We start from the raw sequence: 16,894 nt of genomic DNA on the forward strand, positions 1-16,894 counted from the left end.
TTCGGGGGCCGCGAGTCCGCCGGGTGCCGTGTAGTCCGTGTCGACGCCCCACTGGCGGAAGTACGTCTCGGGGTTCTCGTGCGCCTTGTCGCCGCCGTCGGTGAGGAACTCGGCGACGTCGAAGCCGATGCCGCCGGCGCCGAGGATCGCGACCCGGTCGCCGACGGGCGCGTTGTCGCGCAGGACGTCGAGGTAGCCGACCACGCTCGGGTGGTCGACGCCGGGGATGCCGGGGGTGCGCGGGGTGACGCCGGTGGCCACGACGACCTCGTCGTAGTCGGCCAAGTCCCCTGCGGACACCGGAGAGTTGAGCCGTACGTCCACGCCCTGGTCGTCGAGCCGGTGGCGGAAGTAGCGGATCGTCTCGTCGAACTCCTGCTTGCCGGGGACCTTGCGGGCGACGTTGAGCTGGCCGCCGATCTCGCTCGCGGCGTCGAACAGGGTGACCTGGTGGCCGCGTTCGGCGGCGGAGACCGCGCAGGCGAGACCCGCCGGGCCGGCTCCCACGACCGCCACGCGTTTGCGCAGCCGGGTCGGGGCCAGCACCAGCTCGGTCTCGTGGCAGGCGCGCGGGTTGACCAGGCAGGAGGTGATCTTCCCGCTGAAGGTGTGGTCCAGGCAGGCCTGGTTGCAGCCGATGCAGGTGTTGATGGCCTCGGGCGTCCCGGCGGCGGCCTTGTTCACGAACTCCGGGTCGGCGAGCATCGGACGGGCCATCGACACCATGTCGGCGTACCCGTCGGCGAGCAACTCCTCGGCCAGTTCGGGGGTGTTGATGCGGTTGGTGGTCACGAGCGGAATCGACACCTCGCCCATGAGCCGCTTGGTCACCCAGGTGTAGGCGCCGCGCGGGACGGAGGTGGCGATGGTGGGGATGCGGGCCTCGTGCCAGCCGATGCCGGTGTTGATGATGGTGGCTCCGGCGGCCTCGACGGCCTTGGCGAGGGTGATCACCTCGTCGAGCGTGGAGCCGCCCGGGACCAGGTCCAGCATGGACAGCCGGTAGACGATGATGAAGTCCTCGCCGACGGCCTCGCGCACCCGGCGCACGATCTCCACGGGGAAGCGCATGCGGTTCTCGTACGAGCCGCCCCAGCGGTCGGTGCGCCGGTTGGTCTGCGCGGCGATGAACTCGTTGATGAGGTAGCCCTCGGAGCCCATGATCTCCACGCCGTCGTAGCCGGCCTGCCGGGCGAGGCGGGCGGTGCGGGCGTAGTCGTCGACCGTCCGCTCGACCTCGGCGTCGGTGAGTTCGCGGGGCTGGAAGGGGCTGATCGGCGCTTGGAGGGGGCTCGGGGCGACGAGGTCGCGGTGGTAGGCGTACCGGCCGAAGTGCAGGATCTGCATCGCGATCCGGCCGCCCTCGCGGTGCACGGCCGCGGTGACGGTCCGGTGCCGCTCGGCCTCCGCGTCCGTGGTGAGCTTGGCGCCGCCCTCGTAGGGCCGTCCCTCGTCGTTGGGCGCGATACCGCCGGTGACGATCAGGCCCACGCCGCCGCGCGCCCGCTCCGCGTAGAAGGCGGCCATGCGCTCGAAGCCGCGCTCGGCCTCTTCGAGGCCGACGTGCATGGAGCCCATCAGCACGCGGTTGGGCAGCGTGGTGAAGCCCAGGTCGAGCGGGTTCAGCAGGTGCGGGTAACGGCTCATCGGGCCCCTCCGTCGCGGTCTCGTGCCTCTCTGTTGTAGAGGACCGCGACACGTTTATGCAACTAGTTGCACAACAGGGCGGGGGTGATCCGGGCCACGTGGTTCCCTCAGGTGCCGGCCGTCCGGTCCGCGGGGGCCCCGGCCGCGGCGAGGCTGCCCAGCAGGGCGAGCGCCTGTTCCGACGGGCTGCCCGGTTCGGCCTCGCGCGAGATCCAGGTGAAGAACATCGAGCCCGGGGTCACGGCCACCGAGCTGGGCGCGGACATGCGGACACCGGGACCAGGGAGTCCCTGTCCCGCATGCGCGCCGGCCTGACGCCCCTGACGGCGACGGACATCGCGGAAGCCATCGCCTTCGCGGCGGCGGCCCCGCCGAACATCAAAGTCGCCGAGATGGTGGTGGTGCCGGTGCGGCAGGGCTGATCACCGGCAGCCTGGGCGCGCCCCCGCGGAAGGGGGGAGGCGACACCACCCAGCCGAGCGCGCCCCCGCAGAAGGGCGGGGGCGTCACCAGTCGGCCGGGCGCGCCCCCGCGGAGGGGCGGAGGCGACACCAGCCGGCCGGTCGCCCCCGCGGAAGGGCGGGGGCGCGACCGGCCAAGACGGCGGCGCGGACGGTCAGCGGCTCTCCAGCCGCACGTGCAGTTCCCGCTCCTGGTCCCCCGACGCGGACGCGAGGTCCCGCACCGTGAACATCGAGTCCAGCGTCTCCCGGAGCTTCTCGATGGCCCAGTACCCGCCCTGCGCGTCGGCCTCCACGGACGACGACAACCGCGCGGGCGGCGGGCAGGACCGCGCCTCGGTCACCTCGAACGTCCCCAGCCACACCATCGGCCGCGTCTCGTGCAGTTGCTGAGGCACCTCGTTGGCTGCGCGGTCCGACTCGAAACACGTGCTCAGTGTGTCGAAGACGATCCGGGCGTCCTCCGCGCTGCATCCGCTGATCTCCAGCGAGACGGACTCGTCGTGCGCTCGCTCACGATCCATCGTGGTCGCTCCTCTCGTGGCGATGACCGGTACCGCCGGGTTCCCCGCGAACCGCGCCACACCCCCAGATAAGCACCCCGATTTGCGGAGCACTACCGGCGGCGGGATCAGCGCGGCGGTCGGTCCCGGTGCGGATCGAACAACGGAACGGCGATACCGGCGAGGACGAGGCCGGCCGCCACGAGGATACCTTCGGGCAAAGCCATGCCCGCGGCGAGGAGGCTCAGGGCGAGCGCGAGGGTCCCCCAGGCGCCCGCGCGCCGGTACTCGCGGGGCCGGGCGGGGCGGCCCGCGCCCAGCGCGCGGGCGAACCGCGGGTCGTCACGCTCCAGCCGTGCCGCGAGATCGATCAGGTGTTCGTCGTCGGGCTGGCGCATGACTCCTCCTTCACACGGCCCCTACCGTTCGGCGTCCGCCCCCACCGCGACGGAGACCGGCGCGGATGCGGTGGCGTCCTCCTGCTCGCGGGCACGACGCGCACCCGGCACCCGGGTCGGCAGACGGGCCCGCCCCGCGGCCACGGGGCCGAGAACGGCCAGGATGAGGACATACCCGGCGATGAACGGCGCCAGACGTGCGTCGAGTCCCGCACTGGCCGCCATCGCCCCGAGGATCAGGGCGAATTCACCACGGGCCAGGAGGGTCGCGGCGATGTCGGCGGCGGCCTGGGCGCCGTGGCCGTGGAGGCGGGCGACGAGCACGCCGGCGACGACGTTCATGATCACCGTAACGACGACCGCCGCGGCGACGGGCCCGGCGACCGACGTCAGGACGCCCGGGTCGACGGACAGCCCGAAGGCGAAGAAGAAGATGGCGGCGAAGGCGTCACGCAGTGGATGCACCAGTCGGCGGATGCGGGGCCCGGAGGGTGTGCCGGCCAGGATCAGCCCCACCATGAAGGCCCCGATGGCGTCGGCGACGCCGAGCACCTCGGACACCCCGGCGACCAGCACCGCGGCGCCGAGGAAGCTGATGACCAGGAGTTCGTCGTCCCGGACCTGCACCAGCCGGCCGATCCAGCGTGTCCCGTACCGGGCGGCGGCGGCCAGCACCAGCAGGAAGCCGAAGGCCCTGCCGGCCTGGAGGAGCACCTCCACAGGCTCCTGGGCGCCGCTGACGACCGGCTGGAGCGCGGCGAGGTAGAGCGCCAGGAAGATGTCCTCCACCACGATCACACCGAGGATCAGCCGGGTCTCGGGGCGGCCGATCCGCCCCAGGTCGATGAGGACCTTCGTGACGATCGCGGACGAGGAGATGCCGAGGACCCCGGCGAGCACCAGCGCCTCCCGGCCGCCCCAGCCCAGCGCGAACCCGAAGCCGAGACCGGCGCCGACGTTCGCCACGAGGTAGATCCCGCCCGCCGCGAGCAGGCGTCTGCCGCCGGTGCGCAGGTCGTCGACGTGGAACTCCAGGCCCAGGTAGAAGAGCAGCAGCACCAGGCCGAGCGCGGAGAGCATCTCGAAGTCGTGCGCGTCCTCGACCAGGACCAGGCCGGGGGTGTGCGGGCCGAGCAGGATGCCGGCGAGCATGAACAGCGGGATGGTGGGCAGTCCGATCCGGCCGCCGAGGCGGGCGAGGAAGGCGGCGGCCAGGAACGCGCCGCCCATGGCGAGGAGGGTGTCAGCGTGTCCCACGGGTCACCTCGCCCGGGGGCGCGGACGGACGGGCGTGCTGTGTGTCACGGGGGTGGATGCGCGATCTCCCTTTCTCCGGTGGGGTGTTCGTGCCACCGTCGCATCCGGCCCCCGGGGCCCGCCATCGGTGCCGACCCCCATTTCCGCGAGGGCCGGCACCTGCCCGTCAGGGGCTCAACTCCTGGTGAAGCGGTACGTCTTGCTGTCCGTCAGCACACAGAAGCCGGGTGAGACGACGATCACCCGCAGGGTTCCGGTGCGGCGGTCGTAGTCGATGCCCTCCGCCTCGAACGTGCCGGAGCAGGAGCTCCGCAGGGGCAGTTGGCGCAGTGCCGTGACATGTCCGGTGACGTTCCCCGAGCCGGTCGGGGCCGCGGACAGGTCGATCTGGAGGAGCGGCTTGGTGTAGCCGAACAGCGTGCCCGCCGGGTCGTCGGAGGAGCAGAGCAGCCGGGTGGCGCTGACGAAGTCGCAGCCCTGTACGTCCCGGACGGCGTGGTCGAGGGTGACGGTGGCCGCCTGCGGGAGGTTCGCCGAGGGCGAGGTGCTCGCGTTGACGCCGGGCGTGGGGAAGACCAGGAAGCGGGTCATGGTGCCCCACTCACCGGACAGCATCCACTGTCCGTCCGGCGAGACGGCGACCCAGGAGTTGTTGAGCGCCTCACCGGGACCGAGGGTGTGGACGTACTCGGACCAGGTCCCGTTCGGCGCCTGGACGCGGTACATCTTCGCGGTGCCGGAGTCGGCCTGGTAGGGCTCGATGTAGTGGCCGTCGTAGGACGCGTCGGGGTCGCCCACGTGGTTCCAGCCGCGGGTGGCGACGCCGAACGGGATGGTTCCGATGCCGGTGTACCGATTGGCGGATCCGGCCGGGACCTCGACCGAGGTGAGGCCCTGGCTCTCGGTGAGCGGGTCGGCACGGTCACTGCCTGCCTCGGTCCAGGTGTCCGCGGCGGAGGCCGGCGGCGCGGCGGCCAGGAGGGCCGTCGCGGTGAGGGTGACGAGGGCGGCGAGGACCGCGTGACAACGCTGTCTGGCGCGCAGGGGCATGGAGAACTCCTGGGGCTCCTGGAGCGGGGGTGAGCTGGGTCGGCGCACAGTCTGGCGCCCCCACGGCGGTCATGTACAGGCCAAACGAATGAACAAGCGGCCTTCGTCACCCCGGCGCACTTCACCGGACGCGCCCCCGCGTGTTGAGGGATGGTGGAAGAACACGACCACGTGGTCACGGAGACGGTTGAACGCGGTAGAACAAGGGGAGTCGGCACGGGGGTACGACGTGCCGCGAGGACGGCATAAGGCGGTTCGTGCAATGGGTGCAGCCGGAATACCCGCGTCCGAGGGCGGTGAGCCCCCGCGCGGGGCGGTACGGCCGAGCGGGCTGCTCGACGAGTTGGGCATGGCCTCGGTGGTGCTGGACGCCGAGGGACGCATCGTGCTGTGGAGCCCGCAGGCCGAGGAGCTGTTCGGATACAGCGCCCAGGAGGCGCTGGGCAGGTACGCGGCCCACCTGATGATCCACGAGCAGCACGCCGATCTGGTCGTCAAGCTGTTCGCCGACGTCATGGAGACCGGGCAGAGCTGGGCTGGCGCCTTCCCCGTCCGGCGCAAGGACGGCGGCACCAGGCTGGTGGAGTTCCGCAACATGCGGCTGCTCGACGACCGCGGGGACGTCTACGCGCTCGGGTTGTGCGCCGACCAGTCGACCGTGCGCCGCCTGGAGCGGGACGTGGCGCTGTCGACACGGATGGTCTCCCAGTCGCCGATCGGGCTGGCCGTACTGGACACCGAGCTGCGGTACGTCTCGGTGAACCCGGCCCTGGAGCTGTTGAACGGCGTGCCGGCCGCGGATCACGTCGGGCGGAAGATCGGCGAGGTGCTCCCCGACCTCGACGTGGCCGCCTTCGAGGCCGCCGCCCGCGAGGTGCTGCGCACCGGCACTCCGCTGGTGGACCAGCACACGGTCGGCCGTACGCCCGCGGACCCCGACTCGGACCACGCTTGGTCGGTCTCGCTGTACCGCCTGGAGGACGCGCTGGGGACCGTCCTCGGGGTGGCGGGCTCGGTCCTGGACGTCACCGAGCAGCATCTGGCGACCGTGGAGGCCGAGACCGCCCGGCGCCGCCTGGCACTCGTCGCCGACGCCTCCGCCCGCATCGGCACCACCCTCGACCTGGACCGCACCGCCCGTGAGCTCGCCGACGTGGCCGTGCCGGAGCTCGCGGACGTGGCGGCCGTGGACCTGCTGGAGGCGGTGGCGCAGGGCAGGCCGAGCACCCTGCGGCCCACCGAGCCCGCCGTGATGCGCCCGCTGGCCGTCGAGGCGTCCGGTGCCCCCGACACCCTGGGCGCGGCCGATCCGCCCGGCAAGGTCGCCCGGTACGCCCCCGAACGCCTGGTCACGGAGTGCGTGCGCACCGGGAGCCCGGTCCTGGTGGCGCGGGTGGGACCGGAGGACCTCGCCCGTATCGCCCGCTCACCGGAGGCGGCCGCACTGCTGGCCAGGGCCGGCGTGCACTCCTATCTGGCCGTGCCGCTGATCGCGCGCGGCGAGGTGCTCGGCGCCCTCGACCTCAAGCGCGTCCACAATCCGGAGCCGTTCGGCGAGGACGACCTGCTGCTGGCGCGAGAGCTGGCGGCCCGCGCGGCGGTGCAGATCGACAACGCCCGCTGGTACCAGGACGCCCGCAACACCGCCCTCACCCTCCAGCGCAGCCTGCTGCCCAGCCACCCTTCCGTGACCGGCGGCCTGGAGGTCGCCTCCCGCTACCAGCCCGCGGGCGCCACCGCCGAGGTCGGCGGCGACTGGTTCGACGTGATCCCGCTGGACGAGGGCAAGACCGCACTGGTCGTGGGCGACGTGATGGGCAGCGGCATCACCGCCGCCGCGACCATGGGCCGGCTCCGCACCGCCACGAACACCCTCGCCTCCCTCGACCTCGACCCGGCCAGGCTCCTCGAACACCTCGACCGGATCACCGAGGACCTGGACCACTCCATCGCCACGTGCGTGTACGCCGTGCACGACCCGCGGCTCGGCCAGTGCCGGATCGCCAACGCCGGGCACCTGCCCCCGGTACGGCTGCGCCCCGGCCGTCCGCCCGAGCTGCTCGAACTCCCCACGGGGGCGCCGCTCGGCGTGGGCGGTGTCGCCTTCTCCACGACCACCGTCGACCTCGCACCCGGTGACCGGCTCGTCCTGTACACAGACGGCCTGGTGGAGACCCGCCAGCATCCGCTGGACGAACGCCTGGACGCGCTCCTCGACCTGCTCGACAGCCCCGACGGGCCGCTGGAGGAGGTCTGCGACCTACTGCTGCGCACCCTGCACCAGCCGGACAACTCTGACGACGTGGCACTGCTGATCGCCCGCGTGCAGACGCCGGCGGCCTGAGGGACGTGCGGCGGCGCGGGTGCGCGGAACTGAGTACGGCAGCCTTGTGGAACGCGCCCGTAGGTGATCGTGGCGGCCGGGGACGGCGGCGCGGGCTGGGCCGGGACGACCGCTAGCTCCGCGGTCCCTTCAACGCGGTTCCTTCACTGCGGTCCCTTCACCGCGGTCTCGGACGGCGACGGGGCGCGCGCCCGGCGACGGCCCCCTCGGCGCAGTCACCGGACGGCAGGACAACCGTGGGCTCCCACCGGGGCGGTGTACTGCACGGCGGCTGCGACCAGGACCGCCGCCCGCATCCGCCCGCGCGCGCCGGAGCACGAAGGCGGCCCCGGCATCTCCCCAGCCGCAGTCCGGGCGCCCGTGGAACGGGGACCTGTCATGGTGACCCGGCGCCGGAAGGCAGGGCTTCCTGGGTCGCCCCGGGCACGGTCGCGGGCCGTCGGGGCAGCAGGAGCGGGGTGGCCAGCAGCAGGAGACCGGCGAGGGCGATGGCCTCGCGGGTTCCGGTGAGGGTGGCCAGAAGGCCCCACAGGGCGGTCAGAGCCGCGGTGGTCAGCTTGCCGGTCACCGACCAGGCGGAGAGCGTGCGGACCACCCGGTCGGTCGGGGTCATGGTCAGCCGGTGCGCGGAGAACACCGGGTTGAAGACGGCGCAGGAGGTGATGACCCCGAGTTCCACGGCCATCACGAGCAGCAGCCCGGTGGTACCGGGGCCGACGAAGGCCAGGCCGAGGGGCCAGCACGCGCGCAGGACGCCCGAGGTGACCAGGACGCGGTGCTGTCCGTACCGGGTGACCAGGGGGCGGGCGAGCCGTGAGCCGAGCAGGCCGCCGAGGCAGGGCACCGAGAAGGCGAGGGCGTACTGCCAGGGGGCGAAGCCGAGGGGGCCGAGCATGAGGACGGTCAGCAGCGGCACCGGCACCATGATCAGGGCGTTGACGAGGACCGTGTTGAGGAACAGGGGCCGCAGGGCGGGACTGGCCAGGATGTGGCGCCAGCCCTCCAGCAGGGACCCCTTGGCCGCCCCCGTGGGCTCCGGCCGCGGCTCGCCGCCGCCGATCGCGCGGATGCCGAGCGCCGACAGCAGATAGCTCACCGCGTCGGCCAGCAGGGTGGTCACGGGTCCGAGGAGCCCGATGGCGGCTCCGCCGAGGGGAGGTCCGATCACGATGGTGGTCCAGTTCGTGGCCTCGAACCGCGCGCCCGCGACCAGCAGGTCGTCGGGGTCGAGGAGGGACTTGAGGTAGGCCCCGGAGGCGGCGGTGAAGGTGATGTCGGCCGCCGCCACGAGCACCGACACGAGCAGGAGCTGGACGAAGCTCAGCGCGCCGAGCGCGTAGGCGGCGGGGACGCTCAGCAGAGCGGCGAACCGGACGAGGTCCATGGCGACCATCACCGGCCTCTTGCGGCGGAACTCCACCCAGGGTCCGAGCGGCACCGCCACCGCCGCCCCGACCGCGAGCCCCGCGGCCGCCAGCGCGGACACCGCGGCGGGGCCGGCGTGCAGCACCAGGACGGCGATCATCGGGAAGGCGCCGAACGACAGCGAGGTACCGAACGCACTGACCGCGTAGGCCGCCCACAGCCACCCGAACCGCCGCCCCAGCGACCGTTTCCCGACCACTCCGCATCCCCTCGCCGACAACCTCACGTTGACCGACGCCATCCAACCCAGTGCCGGGCCCGCCGATCAAACAACCAGGCCCCCGGTCGGCCACAACCCGGGGTTGTGCGCGGACGGCCTACGCTTCCCGCATGGATCTCGACGCCGTACGCACCTTCGTCGCCGTGGCGGACGCGGGGCGGTTCCAGGAGGCCGCCGACCGGCTCGCGGTCACCCAGCAGGCGGTGTCGAAACGGGTCGCCGCGCTGGAGAAGGACCTCGGGGCACGGCTGTTCACCCGCACCCCGCGCGGCGCCCGGCTGACCATCGACGGACAGGCGTTCCTGCCGCACGCCCGCGAACTGCTCCGGGCCGCGGAGCGGGCGGCGGCCTCGGTACGGCCGGGCAGCCGGGCCCTGCGCGTCGACGTGATCGGCCGTCGGCTCGCCCCCGCGGAACTGCTGCGCGCCTTCCACCGCGCGCACCCCGGCATCGAGCTCGACGTCGTCACCCTCTTCGACGCCGACGCGGCCCTCGCCGCGTTGCGGTCCGGCACGATCGACGCCACCTTCCGCGCCGTCCCGCACTCCGCGGGGCAGTCGGCCGACGGTGTCGAGTCCGCGCGGGTCTACGACGAACCGGTCCAACTGCTCACCGGCCCCGGCCACCCGCTCGCCGGGGCCCGCTCGGTGACCCCCTCCGGCCTGGCAGGGCACCGCATCTGGATGCCCGGCCTGGTCACCGGGACCGAGTGGGGCACCTACTACGACGACCTCGCCGCCGCCTTCGGCCTCACCATCGAGGTCACCGGCCCCGACTTCGGCACCGACCCCCTCCTCGACACCATCGCCGACTCCGCGAGCCTGGCCACGCTCGTCGGTGAACTGACCCGTCTGGTCTGGCCGTCCGACCAGGACCTGCGCCGCATCCCGGTGCACGGGCCCACGCCGGTCTACCCCCACTCCCTGCTCTGGCGCGCGGACAACCCCCATCCGGCCCTCGCCGCCCTCCGGGACCACCTGCACGCCACACTGCCCGAACCACCGGGCGTGGGAACCTGGGCGCCGAGCTGGGCCTAGGTCCTGATGCCGGTGACGACGTGGGCGTACAGCTCCTCCGAGACCGCGAGGCGGGAGGTCAGACCGCTGCGGGTGAAGGCGTCGAGGGCGGCGGCGGCCTGGCGTTCGCTGGTCTCGACGAGGAGGCAGCCGCCGGGGGCGAGCCACCGCGGGGCCCCGGCCGCGACCCGGCGCAGGACGTCCAGCCCGTCGGTGCCGCCGTCGAGGGCGACCAGGGGCTCGTGGTCGCGGGCCTCGGTGGGCAGGAGGGCGACCTCCTCGGTGGGGACGTAGGGGACGTTGGCCGCGAGGATGTCGATCCGTCCGCGCAGGCCGGCGGGCAGGGCCTCGAAGAGGTCGCCGGTGTGCACCCGGCCGCCCGCGGCGGCCGTGTTGCGGCGGGCGCAGTCCACCGCGGCCGGGTCGATGTCGGCCGCGTGCAGTTCGACCGGGCCGAGCGCGGCCGCGAGCGCGGCGCCGACCGCGCCCGAGCCGCAGCACAGGTCCACGACGACACGGGCGCCCGGTGCCAGGGCGAGGGCCTGGTCGACGAGGAACTCGGTGCGGCGGCGCGGCACGAAGACGCCGGGGGCCACGGTGATGCGCAGTCCCCTGAACTCGGCCCAGCCGACGACGAGTTCGAGGGGGTGTCCGGTGACCCGGCGGTCGACCATGTCGGCCAGTTCGTCCGGGGTGCGGGCGGCGGCGAGGATCAGCCGGGCCTCGTCCTCGGCGAAGACGCAGCCCGCGGAGCGCAGGGCGGCGACGACGGCGTCGGGGGAAGCGAAACGGGGAGAGAGTGAGGGCATGGAAGCCGAGAGCCTTTCGAGAGCCGAAGGGCGCTCCCGCGGTCACCTGGGCTACCGGCGGTGACCCGCGTCGACGCGAGGAGGGAGCACCCGGTCTGACACAGCGTTGATGGGTCTCACCTCCTCGGTGCCTCACGGCCGGGACCTCCCCCGGCCGGACGGCCACCCTACCCCAGGGCCCCCTGAGTTGTACTCTGCAACCAGTACCGCGAAGGAGGTCCCGGTGGAAGCAGCGACGGCCGTGGAGACGATCCAGCGCGAGATGACGGTCTTCGCGCGACGGGCCCGCGCCTCGGCGGGCCGCCTGCATCCCGAGCTGTCGCTGGTGTCGTACACGCTCCTCGGGCATCTGGAGGAGCGCGACGGCTGCCGCGCCACCGACCTGGCCGCCCACTACGCCCTGGACAAGTCCACGGTGAGCCGCCAGGTCACCGCCCTGGAGCGGGCCGGCCTCGTCGAGCGGCGCCAGGACCCGGAGGACCACCGGGTCCAGGTGCTGCATCTGACCGGGGCCGGCCGGCGCATCCTGGGCCAGGTCACCGTGAGCCGCCGCGCGGCCGTCGGCGAGCGGCTCGCGGACTGGTCGCGGGAGGATCTGGAGCGGTTCGCCGGGTACCTCGTGCGCTACAACGCCTGGCCCGGGCCGGCCGGCGGTCCTCAGTAGGCCTCCTCCGGCAGCCGCTCGGGCACCCGTGCGGCGAGGAAGGCGGTGGTGCGCCGGAGCCGGAAGCCGAGGGACTCGTAGAGCCGGACGGCCTGGGTGTTGTGGGCGCCGGTGTGCAGGAACGGCGTCTCCCCGCGTTGCCGTATGCCGTGCGCGACAGCGCGGATCAGCCGGGTCGCCAGGCCCTGTCCGCGGACGGCGGGGTCGGTGCAGACCGCGCTGATCTCGGTCCAGCCCGGCGGGTGCAGCCGCTCCCCCGCCATCGCGACGAGGGCGCCGTCCCGGCGTATGCCCAGGTAGGTGCCCATCTCTATGGTGCGGGGCAGAAAGGGTCCGGGGCGGGTGCGGGCGATCAGGTCGAGGATCTCGGGCACGTCGGCGGGGCCGAGGCGGACCGCCTCCGGGTCGGGCGCGGTGTCGAGGCCGTCGTCCACGAGCTGCACGCCCTCGACGTGGAAGGTGACCTCCCAGCCCTCGGGCACCTGCCCGGAGTACGCCGTCAGCGGGACCTCCGCGCCGGCACCCGCGAGCGCGGCGAGGTCGGCCCAGTCGCCCGCGTCGGGCTCGTCGGGCAGGGCCAGCCACGGGGAGACGTCGACGGGGTAGCGCAGGACCCGCCCGCGCTTCTCGGCGAAGTGGGCGTGCGGGCCGGTCAGGGAGGCGAGGGCCGGGTTGTCGAGGACGTGCGGTGCGCCGCCGGTCATCGGGCGACCTCGATGACGGTCTTGCCGCGGGCGTGGCCTTCCTCGACCGTGCGCAGCGCGTCGCCCGCCCTGTCGAGGGGAAACGTTTCGGTGATGTGCGGGTCCAGATCTCCCGCGACCACGAGCCGCGCGACCTCCGCCAGTACGGCCGCGTTGCGGGCCCGCGCCACCCGTGCCCCGCCCAAGCGCCGCACGTCCTCCTCCGGGGCACCGGCGGTGATCAGCTTCGACCGGTCGGTGAGCAGCTCGGCGGCCTCGGCCAGGACCCGACCTCCCACGAGGTCGTAGACGCCGTCCGGCGCGGTCGCCCGGGCCCGCTCCGCCCAGTCGGGACCGGAGGGGACATGGACGGCGCCGAGCGACTCGACGAAGTCCTTCTTGCCCACGCTCGCCACGCCGACCACGTGCAGACCGACGGCACGGGCGATCTGCACGGCCGCCGCGCCGACTCCGCCGCCCGCGCCGGTCACCAGCAGCGTGGTGCCCGGGGGAAGGCCGAGCTGGCGAACGCCGTCGTACGCGGTCGCGGCGGCCACGGGCAGGGTGGCGGCCACCGTGTGGGGCAGCTCCGCGGGCTTGTGCGCGGCGACGGAGGCCGGCACCAGTGTGTACTCGGTGTAGCCGCCCGCGAGCGCGGTGCCGAAGACCTCGTCCCCGACGGCGAAGCCCTCGACGCCGTCCCCGGTCCCCTCGACGACACCGGAGACCTCGTTGCCGAACACGACCGGGAAGACCGGCTCCTCGTGCTCGCCGGGGCGCCGGAAGCCGTTGCGCTGCTTCCAGTCCACGGGGTTCACGCCCGCCGCGCGGACGGCCACCAGCAGCAGGCCGGGGCCCGGGCTCGGCCGGTCCACGTCCACGAACGCCTCGGTCTCCGGTCCGCCGTACCGCGTGAAGACGTACGCCTTCGGCATCTGCTCCCTCACTCTCCTCGCGCAGTCACCGGGCCACCGGCCCGGCACACCAGCGCCAAGGAGCGGCGTGCGACGGCTATTCCCGGGCCCTCCCAGTGTTCATACGGCTGCAACGATCGGGGCACTGACCTGGGACGGGGCACCCGCGGCGACAGCGTACGGTTGAAGCATGAACGTCACCCGAGGCTTCACCGGACGCCCCCGCGTGGACAACGCGGGGCTGCCCCCGGGCCAGTACGACACGGGCGACGACTGGCCCGTCCTCTCCGCGGAGGTCACACCGGACCTGTCACCGGCCGACTGGACGTTCCGGGTGGACGGGCTGGTCGAGCAGCCGCACACGTGGGACTGGGACGAGGCGCACGCGCTGCCCGCGTCGGCCTACGAGGGTGACATCCACTGCGTGACGAGCTGGTCGAAGTTCGGGGTCAGGTTCGCGGGGGTGTCGCTGGACGCGTTCCTGGCCGTGGCACGGCCCCTCGCCTCCGCCACCCATGCCGTCGCCCGCTCCCACACCGGGTACACCACGAACCTGCCCCTCGCGGACCTGACCGGCGGGCGGGCCTGGATCGCGTGGGAGTACGACGGGAGGCCGCTGCCCGCCGAACACGGCGGTCCGGCGCGGCTGCTGGTGCCGCACCTGTACTTCTGGAAGAGCGCGAAGTGGATCGCGGGGCTGACGCTGCTCGACCACGACGAGCCGGGCTTCTGGGAGCGCAACGGCTACCACGCGCGGGGCAACCCGTGGGAGGAACAGAGGTACGCCGGTGACTGAGGCGCCCTCCTCCCCCGCCCCCGCCCCGGTCAGCCGGTTCGCGGTGCCGGGGCGCATCGCGGTCGCCGAAGGCGTCGGCGCCGTCTGGCAGACCGCCACGCTGACCGAGATCCGCCGCGAGACGCCGTACGTGTCCACGTTCCGCTTCGCGGTGCCCGCCTGGCAGGGGCATCTGCCCGGACAGCACCTGATGCTGCGGCTGACCGCCGAGGACGGCTACACGGCCCAGCGCCACTACTCGATCGCGTCCCCGCCGGAGGACACCTGGCACATCGAGCTGACCCTGGACCACGTCGAGGGCGGTGAGGTCTCGGGCTGGTTCCACACGGTCGCCCGGCCCGGGGACGAGATCGAGGTGCGGGGGCCGCTGAGCGGTTTCTTCGCCTGGCCCGGCGACCGACCCGCACTGCTGGTCGGAGCCGGTTCCGGCGTCGTACCGCTGATGTCGATGGTGCGCCACCACCGGGCCCGCGGACTGTCCGTGCCGCTGCGGCTGCTCGTGTCGGCGCGCAGCCCCGAGGAGCTGGTCTACGCGCGGGAGTTCGGCGCCGAGACCACCCCGGTGTTCACGCGGAGCGCCCCGGCCGGGGTGCCCGTGGGACGTCTGTCGGCGGCACATGTGGCCCCCCTCCTGGCCGAGCGGCCCGAGGGCGGCTGGGAGGCCTATGTGTGCGGTTCCAACGCGTTCGCCGAGCACGCCTCGCGGCTGCTGGTGAAGGCGGGCCAGCCGGTGGACCGGATCCGGATCGAGCGCTTCGGCTGACCGTGTGCCCCTGCGCACCGCGGGCGTGGTGTCCGCCCCCGCAAGTGAACGACGCGGATGGAGGGGTACTACATCTGTGTGACCACTCGCAGGGGTGCGCGGTGCGGAGGTCCGACGATGCGAACCCGGGTGCGCGGCTGGCGCTGGCGGCGCAATCCGCTCCGGCGCCGGTCGGACGTCGTCGAGGCGTGGACGGTGCTGGCCGTCGCCGTCCTGATGCTGCTGGGCGCCCCGCTGATCGGCGCGGTGGCGGGCCGGTGGGCGCATGACGACGCCCGTGCGGTGGCCGTCGAGCAGCGCTCCGAACGGCACCGGGTCCAGGTGGAGGTCGTGGGCAGGGCCCCGGACTCGCCGCCCACGGTCCAGGGCGCCCGGGAGCGCTCCTACCGGGTGACCGTGCGCTGGACGGAGGCCGGGGGCGCCACGAGGACCGCCGAGGCGCGGGTCCCGGCCGGTACCGACGAGGGCGAGAGGGTCTACGTGTGGTTCGACTCCCGCGGGCGGAGCGTGGCCCCGCCGCCGGACGAGACCGCGATCTGGCAGCACACGCTGGTCATGGGCGCCTGCGGCGCGGGCGCCACGATCGCCGTGATCCTCCTCGGCCACTCGCTCGTCCGAGGTGTGGCGAGCCGCCACCGGCTCGCCGAGTGGGAGCGGGACTGGGCGCTGACCGAACCGCAGTGGACCCGCCGCCGGGCCTGACCGCACAGTCCCCCGACGACGGCGGTGGTGACCCGACCATTCGCGACGGCCGTCGATCAGCTGCCCGCCGTGCCCGGCCGCCGGTCCCGCCCTCTTGACCAGCAGGTCCACGACCGTGGGGAGGTCGGCAGCCGGCCGGCCGGTGCCGCAAGGGCCTGGCGATTCGTCCGACCACCCACGTACGGTGTGATCATCCGGCACTGTCCCTTCGTGAAGGCGGTCCTGCATGGCCCTGTTCGACCTCCCCATCGACGAGTTGCGCGAGTACCGCAGCGACTCCACCGAGCCCGAGGACTTCGACGCGTTCTGGTCCAAGACCCTCCAGGAGGCCCGCGAGCACGACCTGGACGCCCGCTTCGAACTCGTCGACACGGGCCTGTCCACGGTGAAGGTGTACGACGTGACGTTCGCCGGGTTCGGCGGCCACCCGGTCAAGGGCTGGTTCACGATCCCCGCCGAGGTCTCCGCCCCGGTGCCGGTGGTCGTGGAGTTCATCGGGTACGGCGGCGGGCGCGGTCTGCCGCACGAGCACCTGCTGTGGGCGTCGACGGGCCGGGCCCACTTCGTGATGGACACCCGCGGTCAGGGCAGCGCCTGGGGCGGCGGCGGAGGCACCGCCGACCCGGTGGCCGGCGCGCCCGCGTACCCGGGATTCATGACCCGGGGCGTGGACGCCCCCGAGAACTACTACTACCGCCGGGTGTTCACCGACGGTGTGCGGGCGGTGGAGGCGGCCCGTTCGCACCCGCTGACCGACCCCGCGCGCACGGTCGTCCTCGGCGGGAGCCAGGGCGGGGGCATCTCGATCGCGGTCGGCGGTCTGGTGCCGGACCTGGCGGCGGTCGCCCCGGACGTGCCGTTCCTGTGCGACTTCCCCCGCGCGGCGACCCTGACGGACCGTCACCCGTACCGGGAGATCGGCCTCTACCTCAAGACGCACCGCGGCCGCGCCGAGGACGTCCTGGGCACCCTCGCCTACTTCGACGGCGTCCACTTCGCGAGCCGCGGCCGCGCCCCGGCGCTCTTCTCGGCGGCCCTGGAGGACCAGACCTGCCCGCCCTCCACCGTGTTCGCGGCCTTCAACGCCTGGAACCACGCCGACAAGGCGATCGAGGTCTACGACTTCAACGACCACGAGGGCGGCGGCCCCTACCAGGAGGCGGCGAAGCTGCGCTGGCTGCGCTCCTACGCCTGAGTCCCGCCGGGAATCTTCCCCCCGGCCCGACCAGTCGGTATGTTCAC

Annotated in this window: 18 protein-coding genes; 8 read left to right on the plus strand and 10 right to left on the minus strand. The window is 73.5% G+C overall.

The window, feature by feature from the left end; all coding sequences use genetic code 11:
- Window positions 1-1,647 (minus strand): NADPH-dependent 2,4-dienoyl-CoA reductase (locus tag AOJ26_RS03370; RefSeq protein WP_053846650.1); only part of this gene is annotated, 1,647 nt, incomplete at its 3' end.
- Between the two features lie 107 nt (window positions 1,648-1,754).
- Entirely contained in the window at window positions 1,755-1,913 is a 159-nt protein-coding gene (locus AOJ26_RS43740) for a hypothetical protein (protein WP_179200253.1), read from the minus strand.
- Window positions 1,914-1,946: 33 nt separating this feature from the next.
- Between AOJ26_RS43740 and AOJ26_RS44830 the strand changes: the two genes are divergently transcribed.
- Window positions 1,947-2,069, plus strand: a complete 123-nt coding sequence (locus tag AOJ26_RS44830; RefSeq protein WP_256979470.1) for a hypothetical protein — start codon at window positions 1,947-1,949, stop codon at window positions 2,067-2,069.
- 194 nt (window positions 2,070-2,263) lie between these two features.
- On the opposite strand, the gene AOJ26_RS03375 is transcribed toward AOJ26_RS44830, so the two are convergent.
- The 4 genes from AOJ26_RS03375 to AOJ26_RS03390 all read right to left on the minus strand — a co-directional run bounded on the left by AOJ26_RS03375 (window position 2,264) and on the right by AOJ26_RS03390 (window position 5,316).
- Window positions 2,264-2,632 (minus strand): hypothetical protein, encoded by a 369-nt coding sequence (locus AOJ26_RS03375; RefSeq protein ID WP_053846651.1) that lies wholly within the window; start codon window positions 2,630-2,632, stop codon window positions 2,264-2,266.
- Window positions 2,633-2,739: 107 nt separating this feature from the next.
- On the minus strand, window positions 2,740-3,009 hold the full coding sequence (locus AOJ26_RS03380; protein WP_053846652.1) for a DUF3040 domain-containing protein: 270 nt from the start codon (window positions 3,007-3,009) through the stop codon (window positions 2,740-2,742).
- 21 nt (window positions 3,010-3,030) lie between these two features.
- Window positions 3,031-4,266 (minus strand): cation:proton antiporter, encoded by a 1,236-nt coding sequence (locus AOJ26_RS03385; protein ID WP_053846653.1) that lies wholly within the window; start codon window positions 4,264-4,266, stop codon window positions 3,031-3,033.
- 174 nt (window positions 4,267-4,440) lie between these two features.
- A complete protein-coding gene (locus tag AOJ26_RS03390) occupies window positions 4,441-5,316 on the minus strand; it encodes a hypothetical protein (RefSeq protein WP_053846654.1) in 876 nt (291 codons plus the stop codon).
- A gap of 262 nt (window positions 5,317-5,578) precedes the next feature.
- On the opposite strand from AOJ26_RS03390, the gene AOJ26_RS03395 reads away from it, so the two are divergent.
- Window positions 5,579-7,660, plus strand: coding sequence for a SpoIIE family protein phosphatase (locus AOJ26_RS03395; RefSeq protein ID WP_053846655.1), 2,082 nt, complete (start codon window positions 5,579-5,581; stop codon window positions 7,658-7,660).
- Between the two features lie 376 nt (window positions 7,661-8,036).
- On the opposite strand, the gene AOJ26_RS03400 is transcribed toward AOJ26_RS03395, so the two are convergent.
- A complete protein-coding gene (locus AOJ26_RS03400; protein ID WP_053846656.1) occupies window positions 8,037-9,284 on the minus strand; it encodes an MFS transporter in 1,248 nt (415 codons plus the stop codon).
- A 131-nt stretch (window positions 9,285-9,415) separates the two neighbouring features.
- Between AOJ26_RS03400 and AOJ26_RS03405 the strand changes: the two genes are divergently transcribed.
- Entirely contained in the window at window positions 9,416-10,342 is a 927-nt protein-coding gene (locus AOJ26_RS03405; protein WP_053846657.1) for a LysR family transcriptional regulator, read from the plus strand.
- Here the strand turns inward: AOJ26_RS03405 and AOJ26_RS03410 are convergent.
- The gene (locus tag AOJ26_RS03410; protein ID WP_053846658.1) at window positions 10,339-11,130 is read right to left on the minus strand and encodes a putative protein N(5)-glutamine methyltransferase; all 792 of its coding nucleotides are present in this window, start codon (window positions 11,128-11,130) and stop codon (window positions 10,339-10,341) included. The genes AOJ26_RS03405 and AOJ26_RS03410 overlap by 4 nt on opposite strands.
- Before the next feature lie 223 nt (window positions 11,131-11,353).
- Here AOJ26_RS03410 and AOJ26_RS03415 point away from each other — a divergent pair, with 223 nt between their 5' ends.
- Window positions 11,354-11,794 (plus strand): MarR family winged helix-turn-helix transcriptional regulator, encoded by a 441-nt coding sequence (locus AOJ26_RS03415; protein ID WP_179200252.1) that lies wholly within the window; start codon window positions 11,354-11,356, stop codon window positions 11,792-11,794.
- Here the strand turns inward: AOJ26_RS03415 and AOJ26_RS03420 are convergent.
- Together AOJ26_RS03420 and AOJ26_RS03425 are read right to left on the minus strand one after the other, a co-directional pair.
- Window positions 11,788-12,498, minus strand: a complete 711-nt coding sequence (locus AOJ26_RS03420) for a GNAT family N-acetyltransferase (protein WP_053846659.1) — start codon at window positions 12,496-12,498, stop codon at window positions 11,788-11,790. The genes AOJ26_RS03415 and AOJ26_RS03420 overlap by 7 nt on opposite strands.
- Window positions 12,495-13,412: an NADP-dependent oxidoreductase gene (locus AOJ26_RS03425; RefSeq protein WP_053846660.1), complete on the minus strand. Its 918-nt coding sequence runs from the start codon at window positions 13,410-13,412 to the stop codon at window positions 12,495-12,497. The genes AOJ26_RS03420 and AOJ26_RS03425 overlap by 4 nt, the downstream gene beginning before the upstream one ends.
- Before the next feature lie 169 nt (window positions 13,413-13,581).
- Here AOJ26_RS03425 and AOJ26_RS03430 point away from each other — a divergent pair, with 169 nt between their 5' ends.
- From AOJ26_RS03430 to AOJ26_RS03445, 4 genes are all read left to right on the plus strand, one after another.
- A complete protein-coding gene (locus AOJ26_RS03430; RefSeq protein WP_053846661.1) occupies window positions 13,582-14,187 on the plus strand; it encodes a sulfite oxidase-like oxidoreductase in 606 nt (201 codons plus the stop codon).
- Window positions 14,180-14,950 carry a ferredoxin reductase gene (locus AOJ26_RS03435; RefSeq protein ID WP_053846662.1) on the plus strand — a complete coding sequence of 257 codons (771 nt, stop codon included), beginning with the start codon at window positions 14,180-14,182 and terminating at the stop codon, window positions 14,948-14,950. Before AOJ26_RS03430 ends, AOJ26_RS03435 begins: the two co-directional genes overlap by 8 nt.
- A gap of 117 nt (window positions 14,951-15,067) precedes the next feature.
- Entirely contained in the window at window positions 15,068-15,652 is a 585-nt protein-coding gene (locus AOJ26_RS03440) for a DUF3592 domain-containing protein (protein ID WP_053846663.1), read from the plus strand.
- A gap of 226 nt (window positions 15,653-15,878) precedes the next feature.
- The gene (locus AOJ26_RS03445) at window positions 15,879-16,847 is read left to right on the plus strand and encodes an acetylxylan esterase (protein WP_053846664.1); all 969 of its coding nucleotides are present in this window, start codon (window positions 15,879-15,881) and stop codon (window positions 16,845-16,847) included.
- The last annotated feature ends 47 nt before the right edge of the window (window positions 16,848-16,894 follow it).

It is taken from the genome of Streptomyces sp. NRRL B-24085, from assembly GCF_001282115.1.
In the GTDB taxonomy this organism is placed as follows: domain Bacteria; phylum Actinomycetota; class Actinomycetes; order Streptomycetales; family Streptomycetaceae; genus Streptomyces.